Here is a 20642-nt window from a genome sequence, read left to right on the forward strand (position 1 = left end):
ACTGAAGGAGAAGATTCGCATGGGATTCTTCCTCGAAACTCTGTTCGGCGGCTTGATGGCGGGCATGCTGTATTCGCTGATCGCGCTCGGCTTCGTGCTGATCTTCAAGGCCAGCGGTGTGTTCAATTTCGCGCAGGGCGCAATGGTGCTGTTCGCTGCGCTCGCGATGGCGCGGCTGTCCGAATGGATCCCGCAGTGGCTCGGCTTCGAGAGCAAGCTGCTGGCCAACCTGCTGGCCTTCATCGGCGCCATGGCGCTGATGATCGTCGTCGCGTGGCTGATCGAGAAACTGGTGCTCGGCAAGCTGGTCAACCAGGAGGGCATCACGCTGCTGATGGCGACGCTGGGTGTTGCCTACTTTCTCGACGGTTTCGGCCAGACGCTGTTCGGCTCGGACATCTACAAGATCGACGTCGGCATGCCCAAGGACCCGGTGTTCCTGGCCGAGCAGACCTTCGAGGGCGGCATCCTGATCAGCCAGGAGGACCTCGTCGCTGCGCTGGTGGCCGCAGCGCTGGTCGGCGCGCTCGCGCTGTTCTTCCAGAAGACCGCCACCGGCCGCGCGCTGCGCGCGGTGGCCGACGACCACCAGGCCGCGCAGTCCATCGGCATCCCGCTCAACCGCATCTGGGTCATCGTCTGGTCGGTGGCCGGCTTCGTCGCGCTGGTGGCGGGGATCATCTGGGGTTCCAAGCTCGGCGTGCAGTTCTCGCTGTCGCAGGTGGCGCTCAAGGCCTTGCCGGTGGTGATCCTCGGCGGGCTCACCTCGGTCCCGGGCGCCATCATCGGCGGGCTGATCATCGGCGTCGGCGAGAAGCTGTCCGAGGTCTACATCGGCCCGATGCTGGGTGGCGGCATCGAGATCTGGTTCGCGTATGTACTGGCGCTGATCTTCCTGCTCGTTCGGCCGCAAGGGCTGTTCGGCGAGAAGATCATCGACCGCGTCTGAAGGCAAGGAGAACCGGATGCTCTACCGCGAAAACGGCCAGTTCAAGGTCTCCTACCGAGCCGACCAGCAGATCTTCCCGATCCTGCAGGACCGCATCGCCATCGGGCTGCTGCTGGCGGTCGCCTTCATCGTCGTGCCGGGGCTGGCGCCGGAGTACCTGTTTCGCGCCATCCTGATTCCCTTCCTGATCCTGTCGCTCGCCGCGCTGGGCCTCAACATCCTGGTCGGCTATTGCGGCCAGATCTCGCTCGGCACCGGAGCTTTCATGGCAGTCGGCGCCTATGCGGCCTACAACTTCCAGGTGCGCATCGAAGGCATGCCGCTGATCGCCTCGCTGTTGATGGGCGGGGTGTGTGCCACGGGGGTCGGCGTGCTGTTCGGCATTCCGTCGCTGCGCATCAAGGGCCTGTACCTCGCCGTCGCGACGCTGGCCGCTCAGTTTTTCGTCGACTGGGCCTTCCTTCGCATCCGGTGGTTCACCAACGATTCCGCCTCCGGCTCGGTCAACGTCTCGGGGCTGCAGGTCTTCGGCCAGCCGATCGACACGCCGGTGCAGAAGTACCTGTTCTGCCTCGCCTTCGTCGTCGTGTTCGCCCTGCTCGCGAAGAATCTCGTGCGCAGCACCATCGGCCGCGAGTGGATGGCGATCCGCGACATGGACGTCGCCGCCGCGGTGATCGGTATCCGCCCGGTGTACGCCAAGCTCACCGCCTTCGCGGTCAGCTCCTTCATCGTCGGCGTCGCCGGCGCGCTGTGGGGCTTCGTGCACCTCGGCTCGTGGGAGCCGGCAGCCTTCAGCATCGACCGCTCGTTCCAGCTGCTGTTCATGGTGATCATCGGCGGCCTCGGCTCCATCATGGGCAGCTTCTTCGGCGCGGCCTTCATCGTGGTGCTGCCGATCGCGCTGAACCAGGTGCCGGCCTGGCTCGGCATCCCGATGTCGACCGCAACGGCTTCGCACCTCGAATTCATGATCTTCGGTGCGCTGATCGTGTTCTTCCTGATCGTCGAGCCGCATGGTCTGGCGCGCTTGTGGTCCACCGCCAAAGAGAAATTGCGCCTCTGGCCCTTCCCGCATTGACTTTCCGAGAGACACATCAACAGCACCTGAAAGTGCATCGCCCCCAAGGAGACAAGGCATGAAACTGAAGTCGCTCGCTCTCGCCGCCGCCCTGGTGGCCGCCACCGGCTCGCTGCTGGCGCCCGCCGCGCACGCGCAGGCCAAGGAACAATTCTTCCCGGTGCTGGTGTACCGCACCGGGGCCTACGCCCCGAACGGCGTGCCGTTCGCCAACGGCTACGTCGACTACCTGAAACTGGTCAACGCGCAAGGCGGCATCAACGGCGTGAAGATCACGTTCGAGGAATGCGAAACCGGCTACGCCACCGATCGCGGCGTCGAATGCTACGAACGCCTGAAAGGCAAGGGCGCCACGGTGTTCCAGCCGTTGTCGACCGGCATCACCTTTGCGCTGACCGAAAAGGCGCCGGGCGACAAGATCCCGCTGATCACCTCCGGCTACGGCCGCTCCGAATCCGCCGACGGCGGCGTGTTCAAGTGGAACTTCCCGCTGCTGGGCACCTACTGGGTGGCCGCCGATGTGCTGGTGCAGCACGTCGGCAAGCAACTGGGCGGGCTCGACAAGCTCAAGGGCAAGAAGGTCGCGCTGGTCTATCACGACTCGCCCTATGGCAAGGAGCCGATCCCGCTGCTGCAGGAGCGCTCCAAGATGCATGGTTTCGAGTTGCTGACGATCCCCGTCACGCACCCTGGGGTCGAGCAGAAGGCCGCCTGGCTGCAGATCCGGCAGCAGCGCCCGGACTATGTCTTCCTGTGGGGTTGGGGCGTGATGAACTCCACGGCGCTGAAGGAGGCCGTGGCCACCGGCTTCCCGCGCGACAAGATGTACGGCGTCTGGTGGGCGGCGGCCGAGCCGGACGTCAAGGACGTCGGCGACGCGGCCAAGGGCTATCACGGCCTGGCGATGCAGCACGGTGCCGAGCCGAACGCCAAGGTCGTCAAGGACGTGCTGGCGATGGTCCATGGCAAGGGCCAGGGCACCGGCCCGAAAGAAGAAGTCGGCCAGGTGCTGTACATGCGCGGCCTGATCTCCGCGATGCTCGGCGTCGAAGGCGTCAAGCGCGCGCAGGAGCGCTTCGGGAAAGGCAAGGTGATGACCGGCGAGCAGGTGCGCTGGGGCCTGGAGAACCTCGCACTCGACCAGAAGAAGCTCGACGGGCTAGGCTTCGCCGGCGTGATGCGCCCGGTCAGCACCTCGTGCAGCGACCACATGGGCTCGGCGTGGGCGCGCATCCACACCTGGGACGGCGCCAAGTGGAACTTCACGTCCGACTGGTACCAGGCCGACGAGCAGATCCTGAAGCCGATGGTGAAGGCGGCCGCCGACAAGTACGCCGGCGAGAAGAAGCTGGAGCGACGCGCCGCGTCCGATTGCGGCGCCCTGTAGCGCCAGCCGCGGCGGGCGCTCCCGCCGCGTGCCGGGCTCCGCGAGGAGCCCTCATGCAAGCACCGCGTGCGGTGCTTGCATGAGTTCAAGGGCAACACATGACGACACCGCAAACACTGCTCAACGTCAACGGCATCGAGGTCATCTACAACCATGTGATCCTGGTGCTCAAGGGCGTTTCGCTGAACGTGCCCGAACGCAGTATCGTCGCCCTGCTGGGCGGCAACGGCGCCGGCAAGACGACCACGCTGCGCGCGGTCAGCAACCTGCTGCGCGGCGAGCGCGGCGAGGTCACCAAGGGCTCGATCGAGCTGCGCGGCGAGCGCATCGAGGCGCTGACCCCGGCTGATCTGGTGCACCGCGGCGTGATCCAGGTGATGGAAGGCCGCCACTGCTTCGGCCACCTGACCATCGAGGACAACCTGATGACCGGCGCCTACACGCGCCGCGACGGCAAGGTGGCGGTCCACGAGACGCTGGAGAAAGTCTACGCCTACTTCCCGCGCCTGAAGACACGCCGCCACTCGCAGGCGGCGTACACCTCCGGTGGCGAGCAGCAGATGTGCGCGATCGGCCGGGCGCTGATGGCCAACCCGAAGATGGTGCTGCTCGACGAGCCGTCGATGGGTCTGGCGCCCCAGATCGTCGAGGAGGTGTTCGGCATCGTGAAGGACTTGAACGCACGCGAGGGCGTGACCTTCCTGCTGGCCGAGCAGAACACCAACATGGCGCTGCGCTACGCGGACTACGGCTACATCCTCGAGAACGGCCGCATCGTGATGGACGGCGCCGCGAAGGCCCTGGCCGAGAACGAGGACGTCAAGGAGTTCTATCTGGGCATGGGCGGAGGCGACCGCAAGAACTTTCGCGACGCCAAAAGCTACAAGCGCCGCAAGCGCTGGCTGGCCTGACCCGGGAGACCGCGATGGACGACTTCTTCGCCCCGCCCCCGTTCAAACCGGACGACGCGCTGCTGCAGCTGAGGCGCAGCCTGCGCGAGTTGCGCCCCCTGGCGGAACGCGGCAACGGCTTCGACCTGCAGGGACAGCGCCTGGTCGAGCTGAACCTCGATGGCGCGGCGCTGCAGGCGCGCATCGTCAAGCAGCCCTCCCGCTCGCCCGAGTGGGAGACACGCACGCTGAAGAGCAGTGCCGACGTGCGCCAGTTCACCGACGAGGTCAAGCGGCGTCTCAGCCGTTGGAGCGACGAATGAGCACCGACCACTACGACACGCTCGAAACCCGCGACCCGCAGCAGCGCGAGGAACAGCTGCTGCAGGCGCTGCCACGGCAGATCGAGCAGGCACAGCGGCGCGCACCGGCGATGGCCGCCGTGCTCCACGGCGTCGATGCGCGCGACGTCACGTCGCGAGCGGCATTGGCGCGCCTGCCGGTCACGCGCAAGCACGACCTGATGGAGCGGCAGAAGGCCCGCCGTGCACAGGACCCGTTCGGCGGCCACTCGGCGATCGGCTGGCGCGCCACCGGCGCCGGTAGCGGCGCGGCCCGTGTGTTCCAGTCGCCCGGCGGCTTGTACGAGCCCGAGGGCCGGGCGCCCGACTACTGGCGCATGGCTCGCGCGATCTTCGCCGCGGGCTTTCGCCACGGCGACCTCGCGCACAACAGCTTCAGCTACCACCTGACACCGGCCGGCTCGATGATGGAAACCGGCGCACAGGCGGTCGGTTGCACGGTCTTTCCCGGCGGGGTCGGCAACACCGAGCTGCAGCTGCAGGCGATGCACGACCTGCGGCCCGACGGCTACCTGGGCACACCGAGCTTCCTGAAGATCCTGCTCGACAAGGCGGTCGAATCGGGCCAGCCGCTGCCGCACCTGCGCAAGGCCCTGGTTTCGGGCGAGGCCTTCCCGCCGTCGCTGCAGCAAGCGTTCAAGCAACAGGGCGTCGACGGCTACCAGTGCTATGCCACGGCAGACCTGGGGCTGATCGCCTACGAGACGCCTGCGCGCGAAGGCCTAGTGCTCGACGAGCAGATCATCGTGGAGATCGTGCGGCCCGGCACCGGCGAGCCGGTCTCGGACGGTGAAGTGGGCGAGGTTGTGGTGACGACACTGAACCCCGACTACCCGCTGATCCGCTTCGGCACCGGCGATCTGTCCGCCGTGCTGCCGGGCCGCTGCCCGACCGGCCGCACCCACACGCGCATCAAGGGCTGGATGGGCCGTGCCGACCAGACCACCAAGGTACGCGGCATGTTCGTGCACCCGAGCCAGGTGGCCGAGGTGGTCGGCCGCCACCCCGAACTGAAGCGTGCGCGCCTGGTGGTCAGCGGCGCGATGGCGCAGGACCGCATGACGCTGCACGCCGAAGTCGAAGGCACGCCGGAGGGACTGGGCCAGCGAGTCGCCGACAGTGTGCGCGACGTGACCAAGCTGCGCTGCGACGTGCAGTTCCTGGCGCCCGGCAGCCTGCCGAACGACGGCAAGGTGATCGAGGACGCTCGCAGCTACGAGTAGGCCTTCCCGGGGACAGAAAACGAAGGCCTGCAAGCGCAGGCCTCGGCTTCGAAATCGAGTGCTTCTTCTCTCAGTCGGCACGCGCCTGCATCAGCGCCACCGACTCCGGCTGCGGCCAGGGACGGCTGCGCCGCAGCGCATCGGCCGCCATCCGCAATTCGCCGGCGACCCCGTCTTCGCGCAACACGACCAGTCGCTGCGGCACCGGTGCCCGAACTGCCGGGACCCGGCTGAGCGGCTGCCCTGCCAGCGCCCACTCCTGCACGCCGCCGACGAGCCAGTGCACACGGCCAGGCGCTACACGCTGCAGCACCTCGTACAGCCGGCGCGCTCGCGGTTCGCCGGCGCTGCCGTAGACCAGCACTTCGCGCGACAGGTCGATGCCGGCCTGGGACACCGCTGCCTCCAGCGCCGTGAGCGTCAACTCGCCGCCCCACTCCGCGCGCACGGCCCCCGGCAGGTGGCCTTGCGCATAGTCTGCGGCGCTGCGCACGTCCCAGGCCGTCGCGCCGCGTGCCAGCGTTTGCTGGGCCGCGTGCACCGACAGCACGTCGGCACGCACCGGCGCCGCCGTCGCCACGGCTGCAGCCACGAGAAGCTGGAGAAGGAGGGCGGACGAACGGCTGGACACGGGTGAACTCCTGGAAGGAGCCGCCAGCGTACGCCCGGCCGTTTATAGCCGTCCAATACACATTGGCAATTCCGATATGGGGAATTCGGCATAAAAGAGGCGCCTTCTGCGCCGACTCAAGGCTTACCCGGCCTTACGTAGTTTCCGTCATGCGCGCTCCGTCTCACGACGTAGCATCACGGCGTTTCATCCCCTGCCAACCACAAGGAGACCCTGTCATGAAACGCATGCTGATGGTGGCTGCCGCTGCCGCCCTGACCGCAACCGGCGCGTTGGCCCAAGACTTTCCTTCGAAACCGGTCACCTTCGTGGTCCCGTTCGCGGCCGGCGGCCCGACCGACAAGGTCGCCCGCGATCTGGCCGAGGCGATGCGCAAGCCGCTGAACGGACAGATCATCGTCGAGAACGTCGCCGGCGCCGGTGGCACGCTGGGCGCCACCAAGGTCGCCAAAGCTTCGCCGGACGGCTACACCCTGCTCGTCTATCACATCGGCATGGCCACCTCGCCGGCCCTGTATCGCAACCTGCAGTACAAGCCGCTGGAGGACTTCGAGTTCGTCGGCCTCGTCAATGAAGTGCCGATGACGCTGATCGGCCGCCCGTCGCTGCCCGCCAAGAACTACGCCGAGTTGAGCAAGTGGCTCAGCGACAACAAGGGCAAGGTCAACCTCGCCAACGCCGGCCTGGGCGCCGCGTCGCACCTGTGCGGCCTGCTGTTCCAGTCGATGACCAAGACCGAGATGGTCACGGTTCCGTACAAGGGCACCGGCCCGGCCATGACCGACCTGATCGGCGGCCAGGTCGACATCATGTGCGACCAGACCACCAACACCACCGGCCAGATCGAAGGCGGCAAGGTGAAGGCCTACGCGGTCACGACCACCAAGCGCCTGAGCACGCCTGCCCTGAAGAACCTGCCGACGCTCGATGAATCCGGGCTCAAGGGTTTCGACGTCTCGATCTGGCACGGCGTGTACGCCCCCAAGGGCACGCCCAAGCCGGTGCTCGACAAGCTGAACGCCGCATTGAAGGCTGCGCTGAAGGACGGCGAGTTTATCAAGCGCGAGGAAGCGCTGGGCGCAGTGGTCGTGACGGACGACCGCACGTCGCCGGCCGGCCACAAGAAGTTCGTCGAGGGCGAGATCAACAAGTGGGGCCCGGTCATCAAGGCCGCCGGCACCTACGCCGACTGATCGACCTCCTTTCCGCTGAAGTTGCACAGCCGCCCCGCCGCAAGGCCGGGCGGCTTTTTCCTGCTTGGATCAGAACCGCAACGGAAGGGTGACCGGCCCATCGTTGACGAGGTGCACCTGCATCTCGGCGCCGAACTCGCCGGTGGCGACCTCGGGGTGATCGCGCCGGGCCAGCGCGACCACCCGTTCGTACAGGCGCCTGCCCTCGTCGGGCGGCGCAGCATTCGTGAAGCTCGGCCGGTTGCCCCCGGAGACGTCGGCCGCGAGCGTGAACTGCGAGACGATCAGCAGACCGCCTTGCACGTCCTGCACGCTGCGGTTCATCTTGCCGGCGTCGTCGCTGAAGATGCGCAGCTTCAGCAGCTTCGCGACCAGCTTGTCGGCCTGCGCGTCCACGTCGCCGGCCTCGGCGCACACCAGCACCAGCAGGCCGTGGCCGATCCGGCCGACCACCTGACCGCCCACCTCGACGCGTGCCTGCGCCACCCGCTGTATCAACCCGATCACCGGTGTTCCTTGTTCCCGTCACTTCCTTCGTGCGCCACCCGCTGGCCGACCGGCTCGACGTTCGTCGGCAGCAGCTCGATCGTCACTCGCAGCCCGCGCACCGCGTCGATCAGCGCACGCTCGGCCTCCTCGCGCCGCGCGGCGGCCCGGTCCAGTCGCCACGAGCCGGGCACATGCATGTGCAGCTGGCAGAACTTGGCACCCGCCGCTCGGCGCGTGCGCAAGTCGTCGAAGCGCACCTCGGCGCTACCCAGTCGCTGCAGCACCCGCTCGATGGCCTGACGCTCGGCACCGCTGAGCGCGCGGTCCATCAGGCCGTCAACCGAGCGGCGCAACAAGCCCCAGGCTTCGCGCGCGATGTTGAGCGCCACCACGATCGCCAACGCGGGGTCGAGCCACAGCCAGCCGGTCACCGGCACCAGCAGGATGCCACCCGCGACGCCGATCGACGTCCACACGTCGGTCATCAGGTGGCGGCCGTCGGCCTCCAGCGCGATCGACTCGTGCCGGCGCGCGGCGCGCAGCAGCATCCAGGCCACGCCCCCGTTGACGACCGAGCTCAGCATCGACAGGCCGACGCCCAGTCCGAGCGATTCGAGCGACTGCGGCGAGAACAGCCGCTGCGTGGCCGCCCAGACGATGGCCAGGGCTGCGCCAAGGATCAGCAACCCCTCGAAGCCGCTGGAGAAGTATTCGGCCTTCTGATGCCCGTACGGGTGGTCGTCGTCCGCCGGCGCCTGGGCGATCGTCACCATCGCGAGCGCGAACACCGCCGCCGCCAGGTTGACGAAGGACTCCATCGCATCCGACAGCAGGCCGACCGAGCCGGTGAACCACCAGGCCGCGGTCTTCAGGCCGATGGTCGCGACGGCCGCCGCGATCGACAGCTTCAGATACCCGGTGACCGACATGCCGGCCGCCTGTGCGCCGTCTTCAGGCCAGCGTCACGCGCGCGAACTTGCGCTTGCCGACTTGCACGACGAAGGTGCCGGCTTCGAGCTTGAGCGCCTTGTCGCCGACGGCAGCGCCATCGATGCGCACGCCGCCGCCCTCGATCAGGCGCATCGCCTCGCTGGTCGACGGCGCCAGCCCCGCCTGCTTCAGCAGCGCCCCGATGCCGAGCGGCGCGCCGGTCAGGCTCACTGCGGGAATTTCGTCCGGGATGCCGCCCCTGGCGCGGTTGTTGAAATCGGCCAGCGCCTCTTCAGCGGCCCGCGGCGAGTGGAAGCGCGCGACGATTTCCTGCGCCAGCATCACCTTGGCGTCGCGCGGGTTGCGCCCGGACGCACACTCGGCCTTCAACCGGCCGACTTCGTCCAGCGGTCGAAAGCTCAGCAACTCGAAGTAACGCCACATCAGCGTATCCGAGATGCTCATCAGCTTGCCGAACATCTGGTTCGGGTGCTCGGCGATGCCGACGTAGTTGCCCTTGGACTTGGACATCTTCTCGACGCCGTCCAGGCCTTCGAGCAGCGGCATCGTCAGGATGCACTGCGGCTCCTGGCCGTATTCCTGCTGCAGGTGGCGCCCCATCAGCAGGTTGAACTTCTGGTCGGTGCCGCCGAGCTCCAGATCGGCCTTCAGCGCCACCGAGTCATAGCCTTGCATCAGCGGGTACAGGAACTCGTGCACCGAAATCGGCGTACCGGCCTTGAAGCGCTTCGTGAAATCGTCCCGCTCCATCATCCGGGCCACCGTGTACCGGGCCGCCAGCTGGATCATGCCGCGTGCACCCAGCGGGTCGCTCCATTCCGAGTTGTAACGAATCTCGGTGCGCTCCGGGTCCAGCACCAGGCTGGCCTGCTTGTAGTAGGTTTCGGCATTGGCCTTGATCTGCTCCGGCGTCAGCGGCGGGCGCGTGTTGTTGCGTCCGGAGGGATCGCCGATCGTCGACGTGAAGTCGCCGATGAGAAATATCACCGTATGCCCCAGGTTTTGAAGCTGGCGCATCTTATTGAGCACCACGGTATGGCCGATATGGATATCGGGGGCGGTTGGGTCAAGGCCCAGCTTGATCCGCAATGGCACGCGTGTTGCTTCTGCCCTCGCCAGCTTGCTCAACCAGTCCGATTCAGGCAACAGTTCGTCGCAACCGCGTAAAGAAATCGTCATCGCCTCCCGAACTTTGTCGGTGATCGGGTACTCGGACGCAGGGGATGGACGGACAGGCGCGGCGCCGGACGAAGGTTCGGAGGTCAAGGGCATACGGGTTTTTGCAGTTGGGGGTCGAAAAGGGCGGTTGCTATACTGCGCCGCACCGCAAACCCCCATATTTGGTGCCTCGGCATTCTAGTGGACGGCCTCCGGGCTTCCACCCGCCGAGGGTTCGGTTCAACTGTAGGGCGCCGCGGCCAGGAAAGTCCTGGCCGGTCGCCCCCAAGACAGACACATCAATTGAAAGCGTTGGAATCCCTCGGACGCGGCTTCGACCGCGCGACGCTTTGGGCGCACCGGCACCGTCGGGGCATCGCTGCCGCCGTGGTCGCGATGCTGCTGGGCACCGGCATCACCGCATTCGGCGTCGCACCGCTGGCGCCCGATGCGGCCGACCTGCCCCGCCGCCTGGTCCTCGAAGACGTCACTCCGCTGCCGTTGAACGAGCAGGTCGACGCCCTCGGCGACGTGCTGCTCGAACTGACGCGCAACGACCTCACCCGCGCCAGCGACACCGCCGACTCGCTGCTCAGCCGACTGAACGTCGTCGACGCTGAAGCCGCCGCCTTCCTGCGCAACGATGCCGTCGCCCGTAAGCTGCTCCAGGGGCGGCCCGGCAAGATGGTGCAGGTCGTCACCGGCGAGTTCGGGCAGCTGCGCCGCCTGGTGGCCCGCTATCCGGCCGAAAAAGGCGAGCAGTTCTCGACCCATTTCACCCGCCTGACCATCGCGCGCGACGCTCTCGGCCTGCAGGCCAAGACCGAGCAGGCTCCGCTGGCGCCGCAGGTGCGGCTGGGCGGCGGCACGATCCGTTCGTCGCTGTTCGCGGCGACCGACGAGGCTCGCCTGCCCGAGGTGCTGGCGATCCAGATGGCCGAAATCTTTGCCAACGAGATCGACTTCCGTCGCGACCTGCGCCGCGGCGACTACTTCAGTGTGCTGTACGAAGCCCTGGAAGCCGACGGCGAGCCGATCACCTGGAACCAGGCCGCCGGCCGCGTGCTGGCCGCGCAGTTCACGAACAACGGCAAGGCGTTCGAGGCGATGTGGTTCCAGGAGCCCGGCGGCAAAGGCGCCTACTTCGACTTCAAGGGCCAGAGCATGCGCCGCGCCTTCCTCGCCTCGCCGATGGAGTTCTCGCGCGTGACCTCCGGCTTCGCGATGCGCTTCCACCCGGTGCTCAAGACCTGGCGCCGCCATCTCGGCGTCGACTACGGTGCACCGACCGGCACGCCGGTGCGCGTGGTGGCCGACGGCACGGTGGAATTCGCCGGGGTACAGAACGGCTACGGCAACGTCATCTACGTGCAGCACCGTAGCAACCGACTCACCGTCTATGCCCACCTGAGCCGTATCAACGTGCGCAAGGGCCAGCGCGTGTCGCAAGGCGATCACATCGGCGCGGTCGGGTCGACCGGCTGGGCCACGGGCCCTCATCTGCATTTCGAGATCCGCGAAGCCGGCCAGCAGGTCGACCCGCTGAAGGTCGCGCGCTCGTCCGAAGCCTTCACGATTTCGCCGGCCGCACGCCCCCAGTTCGCCGCGTTGGCCCAGTCGGCCCGTGCGCAGCTGGCGGTCGCCGAGGCGCGGCATCGCTACGCGAGCGCCGCAGAATAAGGCTCCCGCGCATCGCAAGACAGGCCCGCCAAGTGCGGGCCTTTTCTTTGGTTTGCGCCGAGAATCGCGCCATGAACGAGATCTACATTGGGCTGATGTCGGGCACCTCGCTAGACGGCGTCGACGGCGTGGTGGCCGACTTCGGCCCGCACGCCGACCACCGGCCGCTGCATGTGCTGGCCCACGCATCCGTGCCCTTCGACGCGGCCTTCCGGGCCGAGTTGCTGGCCCTGAACACGCCTGGCGACAACGAACTGCACCGTGCGGCTCTCGCCGGCAACCGCTTGGCGCGCTGCTACGCAACGGTGGTGCACCAGTTGCTCGACCGCAGCGGCGTACCGCGCGCAAGCATCCGGGCCATCGGCGCGCATGGTCAGACGGTGCGCCACCAGCCGCACGAATACGACGGCATCGGCTATACGCTGCAGTTGCTCCAGCCGGCACTGCTGGCCGAGCTGACCGGCCTAGCGGTCGCCGCTGATTTCCGTTCGCGCGACATCGCAGCAGGGGGCCACGGAGCGCCGCTGGCCCCGGGCTTTCATCGAGCCCTCTTCGCTACGCCGGGTCAAGACGTCGCCGTGCTGAACGTCGGCGGCATCGCCAACCTGACGCTGCTGCGCCCCGGCCAGCCCACACTCGGCTTCGATTGCGGCCCGGGCAATGCGTTGATGGACCTCTGGTGCGCACACCACCTCGGCCAGCTTTATGACGATGGCGGTCGCTGGGCCGCGAGCGGCCGGGCTGTCGATGCGCTGCTGCACTCGCTGATGGCCGAGCCGTGGCTGTCGCTGCCGCCGCCGAAGAGTACCGGACGCGACCTGTTCAACGAGCCTTGGCTGCAACGGCACCTGGGCCGCATCCCGGCTCAGCCGGCCGACGTGCAGGCCACGCTGTGCGAGTTCACGGCGGCGTCGGCAGCCGCACATTGTCGCGAGCACGCGCCGGACACCCGGGAACTGGTGGTGTGCGGCGGTGGCGCCTTCAACGCTCACCTGATGCAACGCCTGACCGCGCGGCTGCCAGGTGTGCAGGTCGTCGACAGCAGCCAGCGCGGTCTACCGCCGCTGCAGGTCGAGGCAGCGGCCTTCGCATGGCTCGCGCGCCAGCGCGTCCTGGGGCAGTTCGGCAACTTGCCCTCCGTGACGGGAGCCGCCGGTCCCCGCGTGCTGGGTGGGTTGCACGCTGCCTGAGCTGTCAAGAACAAAGCCGCCCAGTGGGCGGCTTTGGCGGCCACGCAAGCGACGCGTCAGACCGAGAAGCTCGATCCGCAGCCGCAGGTCGTGCTCGCGTTCGGGTTCTTGATCACGAACTGGGCGCCTTCGAGGTCTTCCTTGTAGTCGATCTCGGCGCCGAGGAGGTATTGCAGGCTCATCGCATCGATCAACAGGGTGACGCCGTTCTTGTTCATCTGCGTGTCGTCGTCATTGACGATCTCGTCGAAGGTGAAGCCATACTGGAAGCCCGAACAGCCCCCGCCCTGCACGAAGACGCGCAATTTCAGCTCAGGGTTGCCTTCCTCGTCGACCAGTTGCTTGACCTTGTCGGCCGCGCTGTCGGTGAAGACGATCGGGGCGGGCATCTCGGTGGTGGGGGTGGCTTCGGCAACTGCGGTCATGGGGGACTCCGGGAAAGATCCTGTGGGGCTCGGCAACGCGCATTATCCGTTGTTGGAGGCCAGCTTCAGGGCATTAGATGCGGCCTGCTCCGGCGTCTTCAAGGCATGGACCACGCCCTCGATCGTCGCGCCTTGGTGCATTTCGAGCGACTGATAGCGCACATCTCCGTAGATGCGCGCTTTTGGCTGCAATTCCAGCAGTTCGTCCGACTCCACCGGCCCCTCGACGGTTCCGTTGATGATGACATGGCGCGCCTTCACCTTGCCGTTGACCCTGGCTTTCTCGCTGATGACCAGCAGCGTGGGAGCGTCGTCGGAGCCGACCACGTCGCCGACCACCTCACCGTCGATGCGCAAGGCATCGGTGAACGCGAGGCGGCCCTCGATGCGGGTGCCCTCGCCGATCAGCGTGCGAATGGGCGGCTGTTTCTTCTTGCCGAACATGGTGAACTCCAACGATGTGGCGCCCCGGTGCATGCCGGGCCGCATTGTGCTGACAACGCTCTGTACGGCGCTCGAGGCTCAGAGCTTGAGGGACTGCTGGGCGCGCAGCGTGCCGCCCATGTCGGTCACGCGGACCTGAACTTGTTTTACCACGGCGTGTTCAGGGAAGGCGATGACGCCTTCCACACGTTGGTACTGTTTCACTTGTAACGACCTGGCACCGCCCGGCATCGTCTGCGTCCACGCCTGCCCGTTGAGCGTGCCGGTCAGCGTCACTTCGTAGCGACCGTGGAATTCGGGCAGCGTCTTGCCGTTTTGCATCACCAGCAACTGGAAGCGCATCTGGCCCGGCTCGGCCAACTCGGCCTGCAGCGAGCGCACCGACAGCGGCTGCTGGCCCGACGCGGGCAGCAGCCGCTCGAAGAAGCCCAGGTCGCCTTTGAGCGCGAGGTTCTCGGCCTCGAGGGCCTTCATCTGTTCCGCGAGGCGCTCTTGCGCCACCCGCTCGGCACGCAACAGGCTCTCGGCGGTGTTGGCGATCGACTGCGCCTTGTCGCGCTGCTCGCGCAGTTCAAGCAGTTCGCTGCGCAGCCGGTGCAGTTCGTCCGGGTTGCCCCGCTGCAGGCCCGACAGGGTCTTGCCGAATTCGAAGGCCCACAGCGCGAGCGCCGCCGAGAATCCGAGCATCAACGCGATGACCGCCCAGCGCAACGGCCAGGGCAGGTAGCTGCGGACGATCATGCGCGGGGCGCTGATCGACAGCCGCCGCCGCAGTAGCTTCCAGCGCACGCCCAGCCCGCCGCTTCAGGGCAGGACCGGCACGAACATCAGGCCGGCGGTCTCGTCGAGCCCGCACATCAGGTTCATGCACTGCACCGCCTGCCCCGATGCGCCTTTGGTCAGGTTGTCCTCGACGACCAGCACCATGGCCAGGTCGGGCATCGGCCGGTGCACCGCGATGCGCACGATGTTCGAGGCGCGCACCGAGCGCGTCTCGGGTGCCGACCCGGCCGGCATCACGTCGACGAAGGGCTCGCCGCGGTAGCAGTCTTCGAACAGCTTCTGCAGGTCGGCCTCCTGCCCCTGAGGCGTCAGTCGTGCGTAGAGGGTCGAGTGGATGCCGCGGATCGCGGGGATCAGGTGCGGCACGAACAGGCAGTGCACGTCGGCGTGGCCCGCCACGGCGCGCAGTTGCTGGTTGATCTCGGGGCCGTGGCGGTGGCCCTTGACGCCATAGGCCTTGAAGTTGTCCGCCGCCTCGGAGAACAGCGTGGCCACCTCTGCCTTGCGCCCGGCGCCGGACACGCCCGACGCGCAATTGGCGATCAGGTGCGACGCGTCGACCAGCCCAGGGGTGCGCAGCAGCGGCGCAAAACCGAGCTGCACGCTGGTCGGGTAGCAGCCGGGGTTGCCGACGATACGAGCGCCACGAATGGCCTCGCGGTTCAGCTCCGGCAAGCCATAGACCGCTTCACCGAGGATGTCCGGGCAGGTGTGCGGCATGCCGTACCACTTCTCGAACTCCGCGGTGTCCTTCAACCGGAAGTCGGCAGCGAGGTCGATGATCTTGACGCCGGCGGCGAGCAGCTCGCGCGCCTGCGCCATCGCCACGCCGTGCGGGGTCGCGAAGAACACGACGTCGCACTCGGCCAGCCGCGCTTCGTCGGGCGTCGTGAAGGCGAGATCGACACGGCCGCGCAGCGAGGGGTACATGTCGGCCACCGGCAGGCCGGCTTCCTTGCGTGACGTGATGGCCGTGATGCGTACCCCTGGGTGCTGCGAGAGGATGCGCAGCAACTCCACTCCGGTGTAACCCGTGCCACCGACGATACCGACCTTCAACATGCAGACCTCCGAACGACGCGGGCGCGGGCTTCACGGGCCGGGCGCCTCGACCAAAGGAAAAGATTGTAGAAGCACAAAGGCCGCCCGAAGGCGGCCTTTGAAGGCAACAAGTACCGAAACGAATCAGCGCTTGCTGAACTGCTTGCGGCGACGGGCGCCGTGCAGGCCGACCTTCTTACGCTCGACTTCGCGCGCATCGCGCGTCACGAAGCCGGCCTGGCTCAGCTGGGGCTTGAGGGTCGCGTCGTAGTCGATCAGGGCACGGGTGATGCCATGGCGCACCGCACCCGCCTGGCCGGATTCACCGCCACCGTGCACGTTGACCTTGATGTCGAAGCCCGCGTCGTTGGCCGTGAGCACCAGCGGCTGCTTCACGATCATGATCGAGGTCTGGCGACCAAAGTACTGGTCGACAGGCTTGCCGTTGACCAGGATCTGGCCGGTGCCCTTCTTGATGAACACACGAGCCACAGAAGACTTGCGGCGGCCGGTGCCGTAATTCCAATTGCCGATCATCGCCGCTCCTTAGATTTCCAGCGCCTTGGGCTGCTGTGCGGTGTGGGGGTGCGTGGCACCGGCATACACCTTCAGCTTCTTGACCATCGCGTAGCCCAGAGGACCTTTGGGGAGCATGCCCTTGACGGCCTTCTCCAACGCGCGACCGGGATGCTTGGCCTGCATGTCCTTGAACTTGGTGCCGTAAATGCCGCCCGGGAAGCCCGAGTGACGGTAGTACACCTTTTGCTCGGCTTTGTTGCCGGTGACGCGCAGCTTGTCTGCGTTGACGACGACGATGAAATCACCAGTGTCGACGTGAGGCGTGTAGATGGCCTTGTGCTTGCCGCGCAAACGGAGTGCCACTTCGCTGGCGACACGTCCGAGCACCTTGTCGGTGGCGTCAATCACAAACCACTCGTGCTTCACCTCGGCCGGCTTGGCGCTGAAGGTTTTCATGAGCTGTTCCAAGTAGGTTTGCTCAACCCTGGTCGCCCGGCAAACCGGGGGACGGACAACGCGGTCGGTGCTGCTTCTGGAGCCCCTTCCTGAACAGCAAAGGGCGGCAGCCTCTTAGGCGTCGACTGCATGCACCCCTCACCAGACAAGGCCGAGCAAGGCACAGACAGTAAATTCCCGGGGTTGAAGACGGGAAAGCCGGGCAGTATACCCAAATCCGCGGCATCTCGGCAAGGCCAGACCAGGCCGGCCGATACCTGTGCGGCTCCCCTTGCCGGGTCAGATGGTGTATCCTAGGGTTAACCCTTAGGAGATGGTCATGGGTTTTCCCGGAGATGCACTCGGCGGCGCAGGCTTCCGTAGCGACCGTCACGACCGGCCGGTGCGCACGACACCGCCCTCCGAGCCATTGTTCTCATGGGTGCCGATTCGCTCGCTGGCGCCTCGGCACCGTCATCGCATTCTTGTGCACCTGCTGGCGCTCGATCCATCGGACCGCTATCTGCGGTTCGGCCACCCCGCCACCGACAAGCAGATCGAGAAATACGTGGCGTCGCTTGATTTCGAGCGCGACGAGGTCTTCGGCATCTTCAATCGGCGTTTGCACCTGATCGCGGCAGCCCACCTGGCCTACGAGGCGCCGCAGCAGATTCCCGGCCGTCCGGCCATGGCCGAGTTCGGCGTATCAGTTTCCAAGACGGCGCGCGGCAAGGGCTTTGGCGCGCGGCTGTTCGAACGCGCCGTCGTGCACGCGCGCAATCGCAAGATCGACACGCTCTACATCCACGCCCTGAGCGAGAACACGGCCATGCTGAAGATCGCTCGCAAGGCCGGAGCCATCGTGGCGCGCGACGGCGGCGAAGCACAGGCCCACCTCAAGCTGCCGCGCGACACGCTGGCCACGCATCTGGAGCAGCTCTTCGAGCGGCAGGCAGCAGAGGTGGATTACGGGCTGAAGCGCCAGGCGCGGCGGTTCTCCGCGCTTCTCGACAGCATCAAGGAAGTAAAGGCCCACATCAGCGCCCATCGCGGCACCGGCATGGAATGATGCGCAAGAGGCTCATGTGAGCGATTGCTCCTCCCCCGGATAGGCGATGGAGCCGGCCCGGTCGCGTCGATATGATGCGCGCTCGTTCGAGCCGACGCCCGCCCAAGCCGCGGCACTCCTTCGTTCTTTTCCGCCCCCGGGTGAGGCCATGCAGACCGTACTCCTGATTGCCGCACTGACGAGCGCCGCCGCCTTCGGCGCCGGCATCGTGCTGTGGCTGACCACGCGCAAGCGTCCGCTGCCGCTGCCGCACGTGTGGAACCTGATGCTGCGGCCGGTCTTCACCGCCGACGAACGCCGCATGCACCGGCAACTGCGCGAAGCCTTCCCGCACTACGTGGTCCTGGCGAAGCTGCCGCTGACGCGGTTCACCCAGCCCTCCGAGCCCGCACGCGTGGCCTACTGGCACGAGCTGATCAGCTCGCTGCACGTGACCTTCGCGCTGTGCACGCCCAATGGGCGCGTGATCACCGCGATCGACATCGAGGGCCGCCACCATCGCTCACGCCGGGCGACGACGATCAAGACCGGCGTCCTGCAGGCCTGTCGCGTGCAGTACCTGCACTTCTACGCCGACGAACTGCCGTCGCTCGCCGAGGTCCAACTGGCCGTCGAGGGGCATGCGAGCGCGGTCGCAGCCAGTCCGTCCGCCGAAGGCGCGCCCACCCGCTTCGCGCAGGCCCAGCAGACACTGGCAACGACGGTACAACGACGGCGCGAGCAGCGTGCTGCCGGCTGGCAGGATTCGGCCTATCCCGATTCCTTCTTCGCACCCGACAGCCGCTTCGACGGACTGATCGAAAGCGGCTTCACACCGCTGGCGCCCACCCCCACCACCGCGCCCACCGTGCCGACACTGGCGCCCGACAGCGAAATCGCCGCCGTTGTCGTTGACACCCCGGCCGCAGCCGCTCCGCGCTGAACATTCCCGGCCGCCCCACCGGCGGCTCGGTAGGATGGGCACATGCCTATCGCACCCATTTCCCGCTCCGCGTCCGACCATCCTTATTCGCACCTGACGCCGGACGTCGTGCTCGACGCTCTCGACATCGCCGGCTTGCGCGGCGATGGCCGGCTGATCCAGCTGAACTCGTACGAGAACCGGGTGTTCCAGGTGTTCCTCGAAGACGGCGACCCGATCGTCGCGAAGTTCTATCGCCCGGCGCGCTGGACCGACGCGCAGATCCACGAAGAGCACACCTTCGCGCTCGAACTCGCGCAGTCCGAAATCCCGGTGGTCGCACCACTGTCCCTGCCTGCGATGCCTGCCGGCACCACGCTGGCGGAGCACGCGGGCTTTCGCTTTGCTGCCTATCCGCGCCGCGGCGGCCGCGCGCCTGAACTGGAGGACCCGGAGACACTGGAGTGGCTCGGCCGCTTCCTTGGGCGCATCCATGCGATCGGGCAGCGCAGCGCCTTCACCTCACGCCCGACGCTGGACCTGCGCAGTTTCGGCGAGGATGCGCGCGACTGGCTCGCGGCGCACGACTGCGTGCCACCGGATGTCCGGCCCGCCTGGGATGATGCGCTACAGCGCGCACTGGACGGCGTGGCGCGGTGTTTTGCCGCGGCAGGTCCGGTGCGTCATCTGCGCCTGCATGGCGATTGCCACCTGGGCAACATCCTGTGGACACCCTCCGGTCCGCACTTCGTCGATCTGGACGACGCGCGCATGGGGCCCGCCGTACAAGACCTGTGGATGCTGTTGTCCGGCCACCACGGAGCGATGCAACGGCAGCTCGCATGTGTGTTGGAGGGTTACGAACAATTTGCGTCGTTCAACCGTCACGAGTTACAGCTGATCGAAGCTTTGCGCACGCTGCGCATCGTGCATCACAGTGCGTGGCTCGCGCGACGCTGGTCCGACCCCGCGTTCCCACCTGCATTTCCGTGGTTCGGCACGTCCGCCTATTGGTCGGAGCAGGTGGTGCGCCTGCGCGAACAAATTGAGGCAATGCAAGAAGATTTGTCGGCGCCGTAACACCGTAGCCAATATCGTGCCTGCCATGCACGAAAGTGCACCCTCACTTGGGGGCCTGAAGGTTTTCGCAGCGGGGCCTACCCTCCAGTAGCCCCATGCGATATCGCCCGAACTGGGCTTTTACTTTCAGGAGGATTTGAATGAAACGTCATTTGCTGGCGCTCGGACTTGCGATGGTGACCACCGCAGCCAGTGCCCAACTTTCGGTGTCCGGTGGCTCGGACATCACGTTCTCCGGGTACAACGGCACCCCGGCGACCTTCACGGGCACGCTGAACAGCGGCACCCGCAATGGTCTGCTGGATTCCGGGCTCGGCGGCGCGCTGACCATCACCTTCCTCGGCAAGGACGACGCGTGGCACACCAACACGCTGACTTTCGGTGATCTGGTTCTCAACAACCAGACCACGGGAGTTGGCAGCAGCTACACGATCGACGTGGCCGCCGGTGCGCTCGACTTCCTGTTCACCGATACGACCGACGGTGACGTCGCGCCCAACGGTGGCCCGAGCTCTGCCTATGCAGGTTACGTGGTGACCCCCGGCTCTGCCGTCGCGGAAGGCAACCCCGCCTTCGGCAAGTACGACTTCATCCTCGGCTTCAACGATGGTCACATCTATGACGCCGACTACGACGACCTCGTCGTGGGCATCAGCCTCGTGCCGGTGCCGGAACCCGAGACGTACGCTCTGATGCTGGCGGGCCTGGGTGCCGTCGGCTTCATGGCACGCCGCCGTCGTCGCCAGGACTGATCGGTCCCG

23 protein-coding genes are annotated in these 20642 nt (G+C 66.8%); 13 read left to right on the forward strand and 10 right to left on the reverse strand.

Annotation, left to right across the window (positions count from 1 at the left end):
• The first annotated feature begins 19 nt into the window (after nucleotides 1-19).
• From M8A51_RS21330 to M8A51_RS21355, 6 genes are all read left to right on the forward strand, one after another.
• Nucleotides 20-949 (forward strand): branched-chain amino acid ABC transporter permease, encoded by a 930-nt coding sequence (locus M8A51_RS21330; RefSeq protein WP_251780561.1) that lies wholly within the window; start codon nucleotides 20-22, stop codon nucleotides 947-949.
• A 16-nt stretch (nucleotides 950-965) separates the two neighbouring features.
• Entirely contained in the window at nucleotides 966-2030 is a 1065-nt protein-coding gene (locus M8A51_RS21335) for a branched-chain amino acid ABC transporter permease (protein WP_251780562.1), read from the forward strand.
• Nucleotides 2031-2088: 58 nt separating this feature from the next.
• Nucleotides 2089-3417: an ABC transporter substrate-binding protein gene (locus M8A51_RS21340; protein ID WP_251780563.1), complete on the forward strand. Its 1329-nt coding sequence runs from the start codon at nucleotides 2089-2091 to the stop codon at nucleotides 3415-3417.
• 98 nt (nucleotides 3418-3515) lie between these two features.
• The gene (locus M8A51_RS21345; protein ID WP_251780564.1) at nucleotides 3516-4328 is read left to right on the forward strand and encodes an ABC transporter ATP-binding protein; all 813 of its coding nucleotides are present in this window, start codon (nucleotides 3516-3518) and stop codon (nucleotides 4326-4328) included.
• A 14-nt stretch (nucleotides 4329-4342) separates the two neighbouring features.
• The gene (locus M8A51_RS21350; protein ID WP_251780565.1) at nucleotides 4343-4630 is read left to right on the forward strand and encodes a hypothetical protein; all 288 of its coding nucleotides are present in this window, start codon (nucleotides 4343-4345) and stop codon (nucleotides 4628-4630) included.
• Entirely contained in the window at nucleotides 4627-5892 is a 1266-nt protein-coding gene (locus tag M8A51_RS21355; RefSeq protein WP_251780566.1) for a phenylacetate--CoA ligase family protein, read from the forward strand. The genes M8A51_RS21350 and M8A51_RS21355 overlap by 4 nt, the downstream gene beginning before the upstream one ends.
• A 70-nt stretch (nucleotides 5893-5962) precedes the next feature.
• On the opposite strand, the gene M8A51_RS21360 is transcribed toward M8A51_RS21355, so the two are convergent.
• Nucleotides 5963-6484, reverse strand: coding sequence for a rhodanese-like domain-containing protein (locus M8A51_RS21360; protein ID WP_251780567.1), 522 nt, complete (start codon nucleotides 6482-6484; stop codon nucleotides 5963-5965).
• Nucleotides 6485-6741: 257 nt separating this feature from the next.
• On the opposite strand from M8A51_RS21360, the gene M8A51_RS21365 reads away from it, so the two are divergent.
• Complete coding sequence (locus M8A51_RS21365; protein ID WP_251780568.1) at nucleotides 6742-7716, forward strand: tripartite tricarboxylate transporter substrate binding protein BugD; 975 nt, start codon at nucleotides 6742-6744, stop codon at nucleotides 7714-7716.
• Between the two features lie 69 nt (nucleotides 7717-7785).
• Here M8A51_RS21365 and dtd read toward each other — a convergent pair whose 3' ends face one another.
• The 3 genes from dtd to tyrS are packed head-to-tail and all read right to left on the reverse strand — an operon-like array spanning nucleotide 7786 to nucleotide 10428.
• Nucleotides 7786-8223, reverse strand: coding sequence for a D-aminoacyl-tRNA deacylase (gene dtd, locus M8A51_RS21370; RefSeq protein ID WP_251780569.1), 438 nt, complete (start codon nucleotides 8221-8223; stop codon nucleotides 7786-7788).
• Nucleotides 8220-9134, reverse strand: a complete 915-nt coding sequence (locus M8A51_RS21375) for a cation diffusion facilitator family transporter (RefSeq protein ID WP_251780570.1) — start codon at nucleotides 9132-9134, stop codon at nucleotides 8220-8222. Before M8A51_RS21375 ends, dtd begins: the two co-directional genes overlap by 4 nt.
• Nucleotides 9135-9156: 22 nt before the next feature.
• Nucleotides 9157-10428: a tyrosine--tRNA ligase gene (gene tyrS / locus M8A51_RS21380; protein ID WP_251780571.1), complete on the reverse strand. Its 1272-nt coding sequence runs from the start codon at nucleotides 10426-10428 to the stop codon at nucleotides 9157-9159.
• 189 nt (nucleotides 10429-10617) lie between these two features.
• Here tyrS and M8A51_RS21385 point away from each other — a divergent pair, with 189 nt between their 5' ends.
• Entirely contained in the window at nucleotides 10618-11994 is a 1377-nt protein-coding gene (locus M8A51_RS21385) for a peptidoglycan DD-metalloendopeptidase family protein (RefSeq protein ID WP_251780572.1), read from the forward strand.
• Nucleotides 11995-12065: 71 nt separating this feature from the next.
• Nucleotides 12066-13184: an anhydro-N-acetylmuramic acid kinase gene (locus M8A51_RS21390; RefSeq protein WP_251780573.1), complete on the forward strand. Its 1119-nt coding sequence runs from the start codon at nucleotides 12066-12068 to the stop codon at nucleotides 13182-13184.
• Nucleotides 13185-13240: 56 nt separating this feature from the next.
• Here M8A51_RS21390 and erpA read toward each other — a convergent pair whose 3' ends face one another.
• The 6 genes from erpA to rplM form a co-directional block, all read right to left on the reverse strand.
• Nucleotides 13241-13609, reverse strand: coding sequence for an iron-sulfur cluster insertion protein ErpA (gene erpA, locus M8A51_RS21395; RefSeq protein WP_251780574.1), 369 nt, complete (start codon nucleotides 13607-13609; stop codon nucleotides 13241-13243).
• 42 nt (nucleotides 13610-13651) lie between these two features.
• On the reverse strand, nucleotides 13652-14053 hold the full coding sequence (locus M8A51_RS21400) for a bactofilin family protein (protein ID WP_251780575.1): 402 nt from the start codon (nucleotides 14051-14053) through the stop codon (nucleotides 13652-13654).
• Between the two features lie 78 nt (nucleotides 14054-14131).
• Complete coding sequence (locus M8A51_RS21405) at nucleotides 14132-14842, reverse strand: DUF6776 family protein (protein WP_251780576.1); 711 nt, start codon at nucleotides 14840-14842, stop codon at nucleotides 14132-14134.
• 15 nt (nucleotides 14843-14857) lie between these two features.
• Entirely contained in the window at nucleotides 14858-15898 is a 1041-nt protein-coding gene (gene argC, locus M8A51_RS21410) for an N-acetyl-gamma-glutamyl-phosphate reductase (RefSeq protein WP_251780577.1), read from the reverse strand.
• Between the two features lie 123 nt (nucleotides 15899-16021).
• Nucleotides 16022-16414: a 30S ribosomal protein S9 gene (rpsI, locus tag M8A51_RS21415; protein WP_251780578.1), complete on the reverse strand. Its 393-nt coding sequence runs from the start codon at nucleotides 16412-16414 to the stop codon at nucleotides 16022-16024.
• 9 nt (nucleotides 16415-16423) lie between these two features.
• Complete coding sequence (gene rplM / locus M8A51_RS21420; RefSeq protein WP_251780579.1) at nucleotides 16424-16852, reverse strand: 50S ribosomal protein L13; 429 nt, start codon at nucleotides 16850-16852, stop codon at nucleotides 16424-16426.
• Between the two features lie 319 nt (nucleotides 16853-17171).
• On the opposite strand from rplM, the gene M8A51_RS21425 reads away from it, so the two are divergent.
• The 4 genes from M8A51_RS21425 to M8A51_RS21440 all read left to right on the forward strand — a co-directional run bounded on the left by M8A51_RS21425 (nucleotide 17172) and on the right by M8A51_RS21440 (nucleotide 20633).
• Entirely contained in the window at nucleotides 17172-17900 is a 729-nt protein-coding gene (locus M8A51_RS21425; RefSeq protein ID WP_251780580.1) for a GNAT family N-acetyltransferase, read from the forward strand.
• A gap of 148 nt (nucleotides 17901-18048) precedes the next feature.
• Nucleotides 18049-18822, forward strand: coding sequence for a DUF2726 domain-containing protein (locus M8A51_RS21430; protein ID WP_251780581.1), 774 nt, complete (start codon nucleotides 18049-18051; stop codon nucleotides 18820-18822).
• Between the two features lie 42 nt (nucleotides 18823-18864).
• Nucleotides 18865-19881, forward strand: a complete 1017-nt coding sequence (locus M8A51_RS21435) for a serine/threonine protein kinase (RefSeq protein WP_251780582.1) — start codon at nucleotides 18865-18867, stop codon at nucleotides 19879-19881.
• A 140-nt stretch (nucleotides 19882-20021) separates the two neighbouring features.
• Nucleotides 20022-20633, forward strand: a complete 612-nt coding sequence (locus M8A51_RS21440; RefSeq protein WP_251780583.1) for a PEP-CTERM sorting domain-containing protein — start codon at nucleotides 20022-20024, stop codon at nucleotides 20631-20633.
• The last annotated feature ends 9 nt before the right edge of the window (nucleotides 20634-20642 follow it).

It is taken from the genome of Caldimonas mangrovi, assembly GCF_023721835.1.
GTDB lineage: Bacteria > Pseudomonadota > Gammaproteobacteria > Burkholderiales > Burkholderiaceae_C > Caldimonas > Caldimonas mangrovi.

Coding starts and splice junctions, on each gene's coding strand:
- M8A51_RS21355 (WP_251780566.1), top strand. CDS start 4,627: ATGAGCACCGACCACTACGACACGCTCGAAACCCGCGACCCGCAGCAG.
- M8A51_RS21430 (WP_251780581.1), top strand. CDS start 18,049: ATGCAGACCGTACTCCTGATTGCCGCACTGACGAGCGCCGCCGCCTTC.
- M8A51_RS21390 (WP_251780573.1), top strand. CDS start 12,066: ATGAACGAGATCTACATTGGGCTGATGTCGGGCACCTCGCTAGACGGC.
- M8A51_RS21425 (WP_251780580.1), top strand. CDS start 17,172: ATGGGTTTTCCCGGAGATGCACTCGGCGGCGCAGGCTTCCGTAGCGAC.
- M8A51_RS21330 (WP_251780561.1), top strand. CDS start 20: ATGGGATTCTTCCTCGAAACTCTGTTCGGCGGCTTGATGGCGGGCATG.
- M8A51_RS21335 (WP_251780562.1), top strand. CDS start 966: ATGCTCTACCGCGAAAACGGCCAGTTCAAGGTCTCCTACCGAGCCGAC.
- M8A51_RS21365 (WP_251780568.1), top strand. CDS start 6,742: ATGAAACGCATGCTGATGGTGGCTGCCGCTGCCGCCCTGACCGCAACC.
- rpsI (WP_251780578.1), bottom strand. CDS start 16,414: ATGATCGGCAATTGGAATTACGGCACCGGCCGCCGCAAGTCTTCTGTG.
- M8A51_RS21440 (WP_251780583.1), top strand. CDS start 20,022: ATGAAACGTCATTTGCTGGCGCTCGGACTTGCGATGGTGACCACCGCA.
- M8A51_RS21400 (WP_251780575.1), bottom strand. CDS start 14,053: ATGTTCGGCAAGAAGAAACAGCCGCCCATTCGCACGCTGATCGGCGAG.
- erpA (WP_251780574.1), bottom strand. CDS start 13,609: ATGACCGCAGTTGCCGAAGCCACCCCCACCACCGAGATGCCCGCCCCG.
- M8A51_RS21350 (WP_251780565.1), top strand. CDS start 4,343: ATGGACGACTTCTTCGCCCCGCCCCCGTTCAAACCGGACGACGCGCTG.
- argC (WP_251780577.1), bottom strand. CDS start 15,898: ATGTTGAAGGTCGGTATCGTCGGTGGCACGGGTTACACCGGAGTGGAG.
- M8A51_RS21435 (WP_251780582.1), top strand. CDS start 18,865: ATGCCTATCGCACCCATTTCCCGCTCCGCGTCCGACCATCCTTATTCG.
- rplM (WP_251780579.1), bottom strand. CDS start 16,852: ATGAAAACCTTCAGCGCCAAGCCGGCCGAGGTGAAGCACGAGTGGTTT.
- M8A51_RS21375 (WP_251780570.1), bottom strand. CDS start 9,134: ATGTCGGTCACCGGGTATCTGAAGCTGTCGATCGCGGCGGCCGTCGCG.
- M8A51_RS21340 (WP_251780563.1), top strand. CDS start 2,089: ATGAAACTGAAGTCGCTCGCTCTCGCCGCCGCCCTGGTGGCCGCCACC.
- tyrS (WP_251780571.1), bottom strand. CDS start 10,428: ATGCCCTTGACCTCCGAACCTTCGTCCGGCGCCGCGCCTGTCCGTCCA.
- M8A51_RS21345 (WP_251780564.1), top strand. CDS start 3,516: ATGACGACACCGCAAACACTGCTCAACGTCAACGGCATCGAGGTCATC.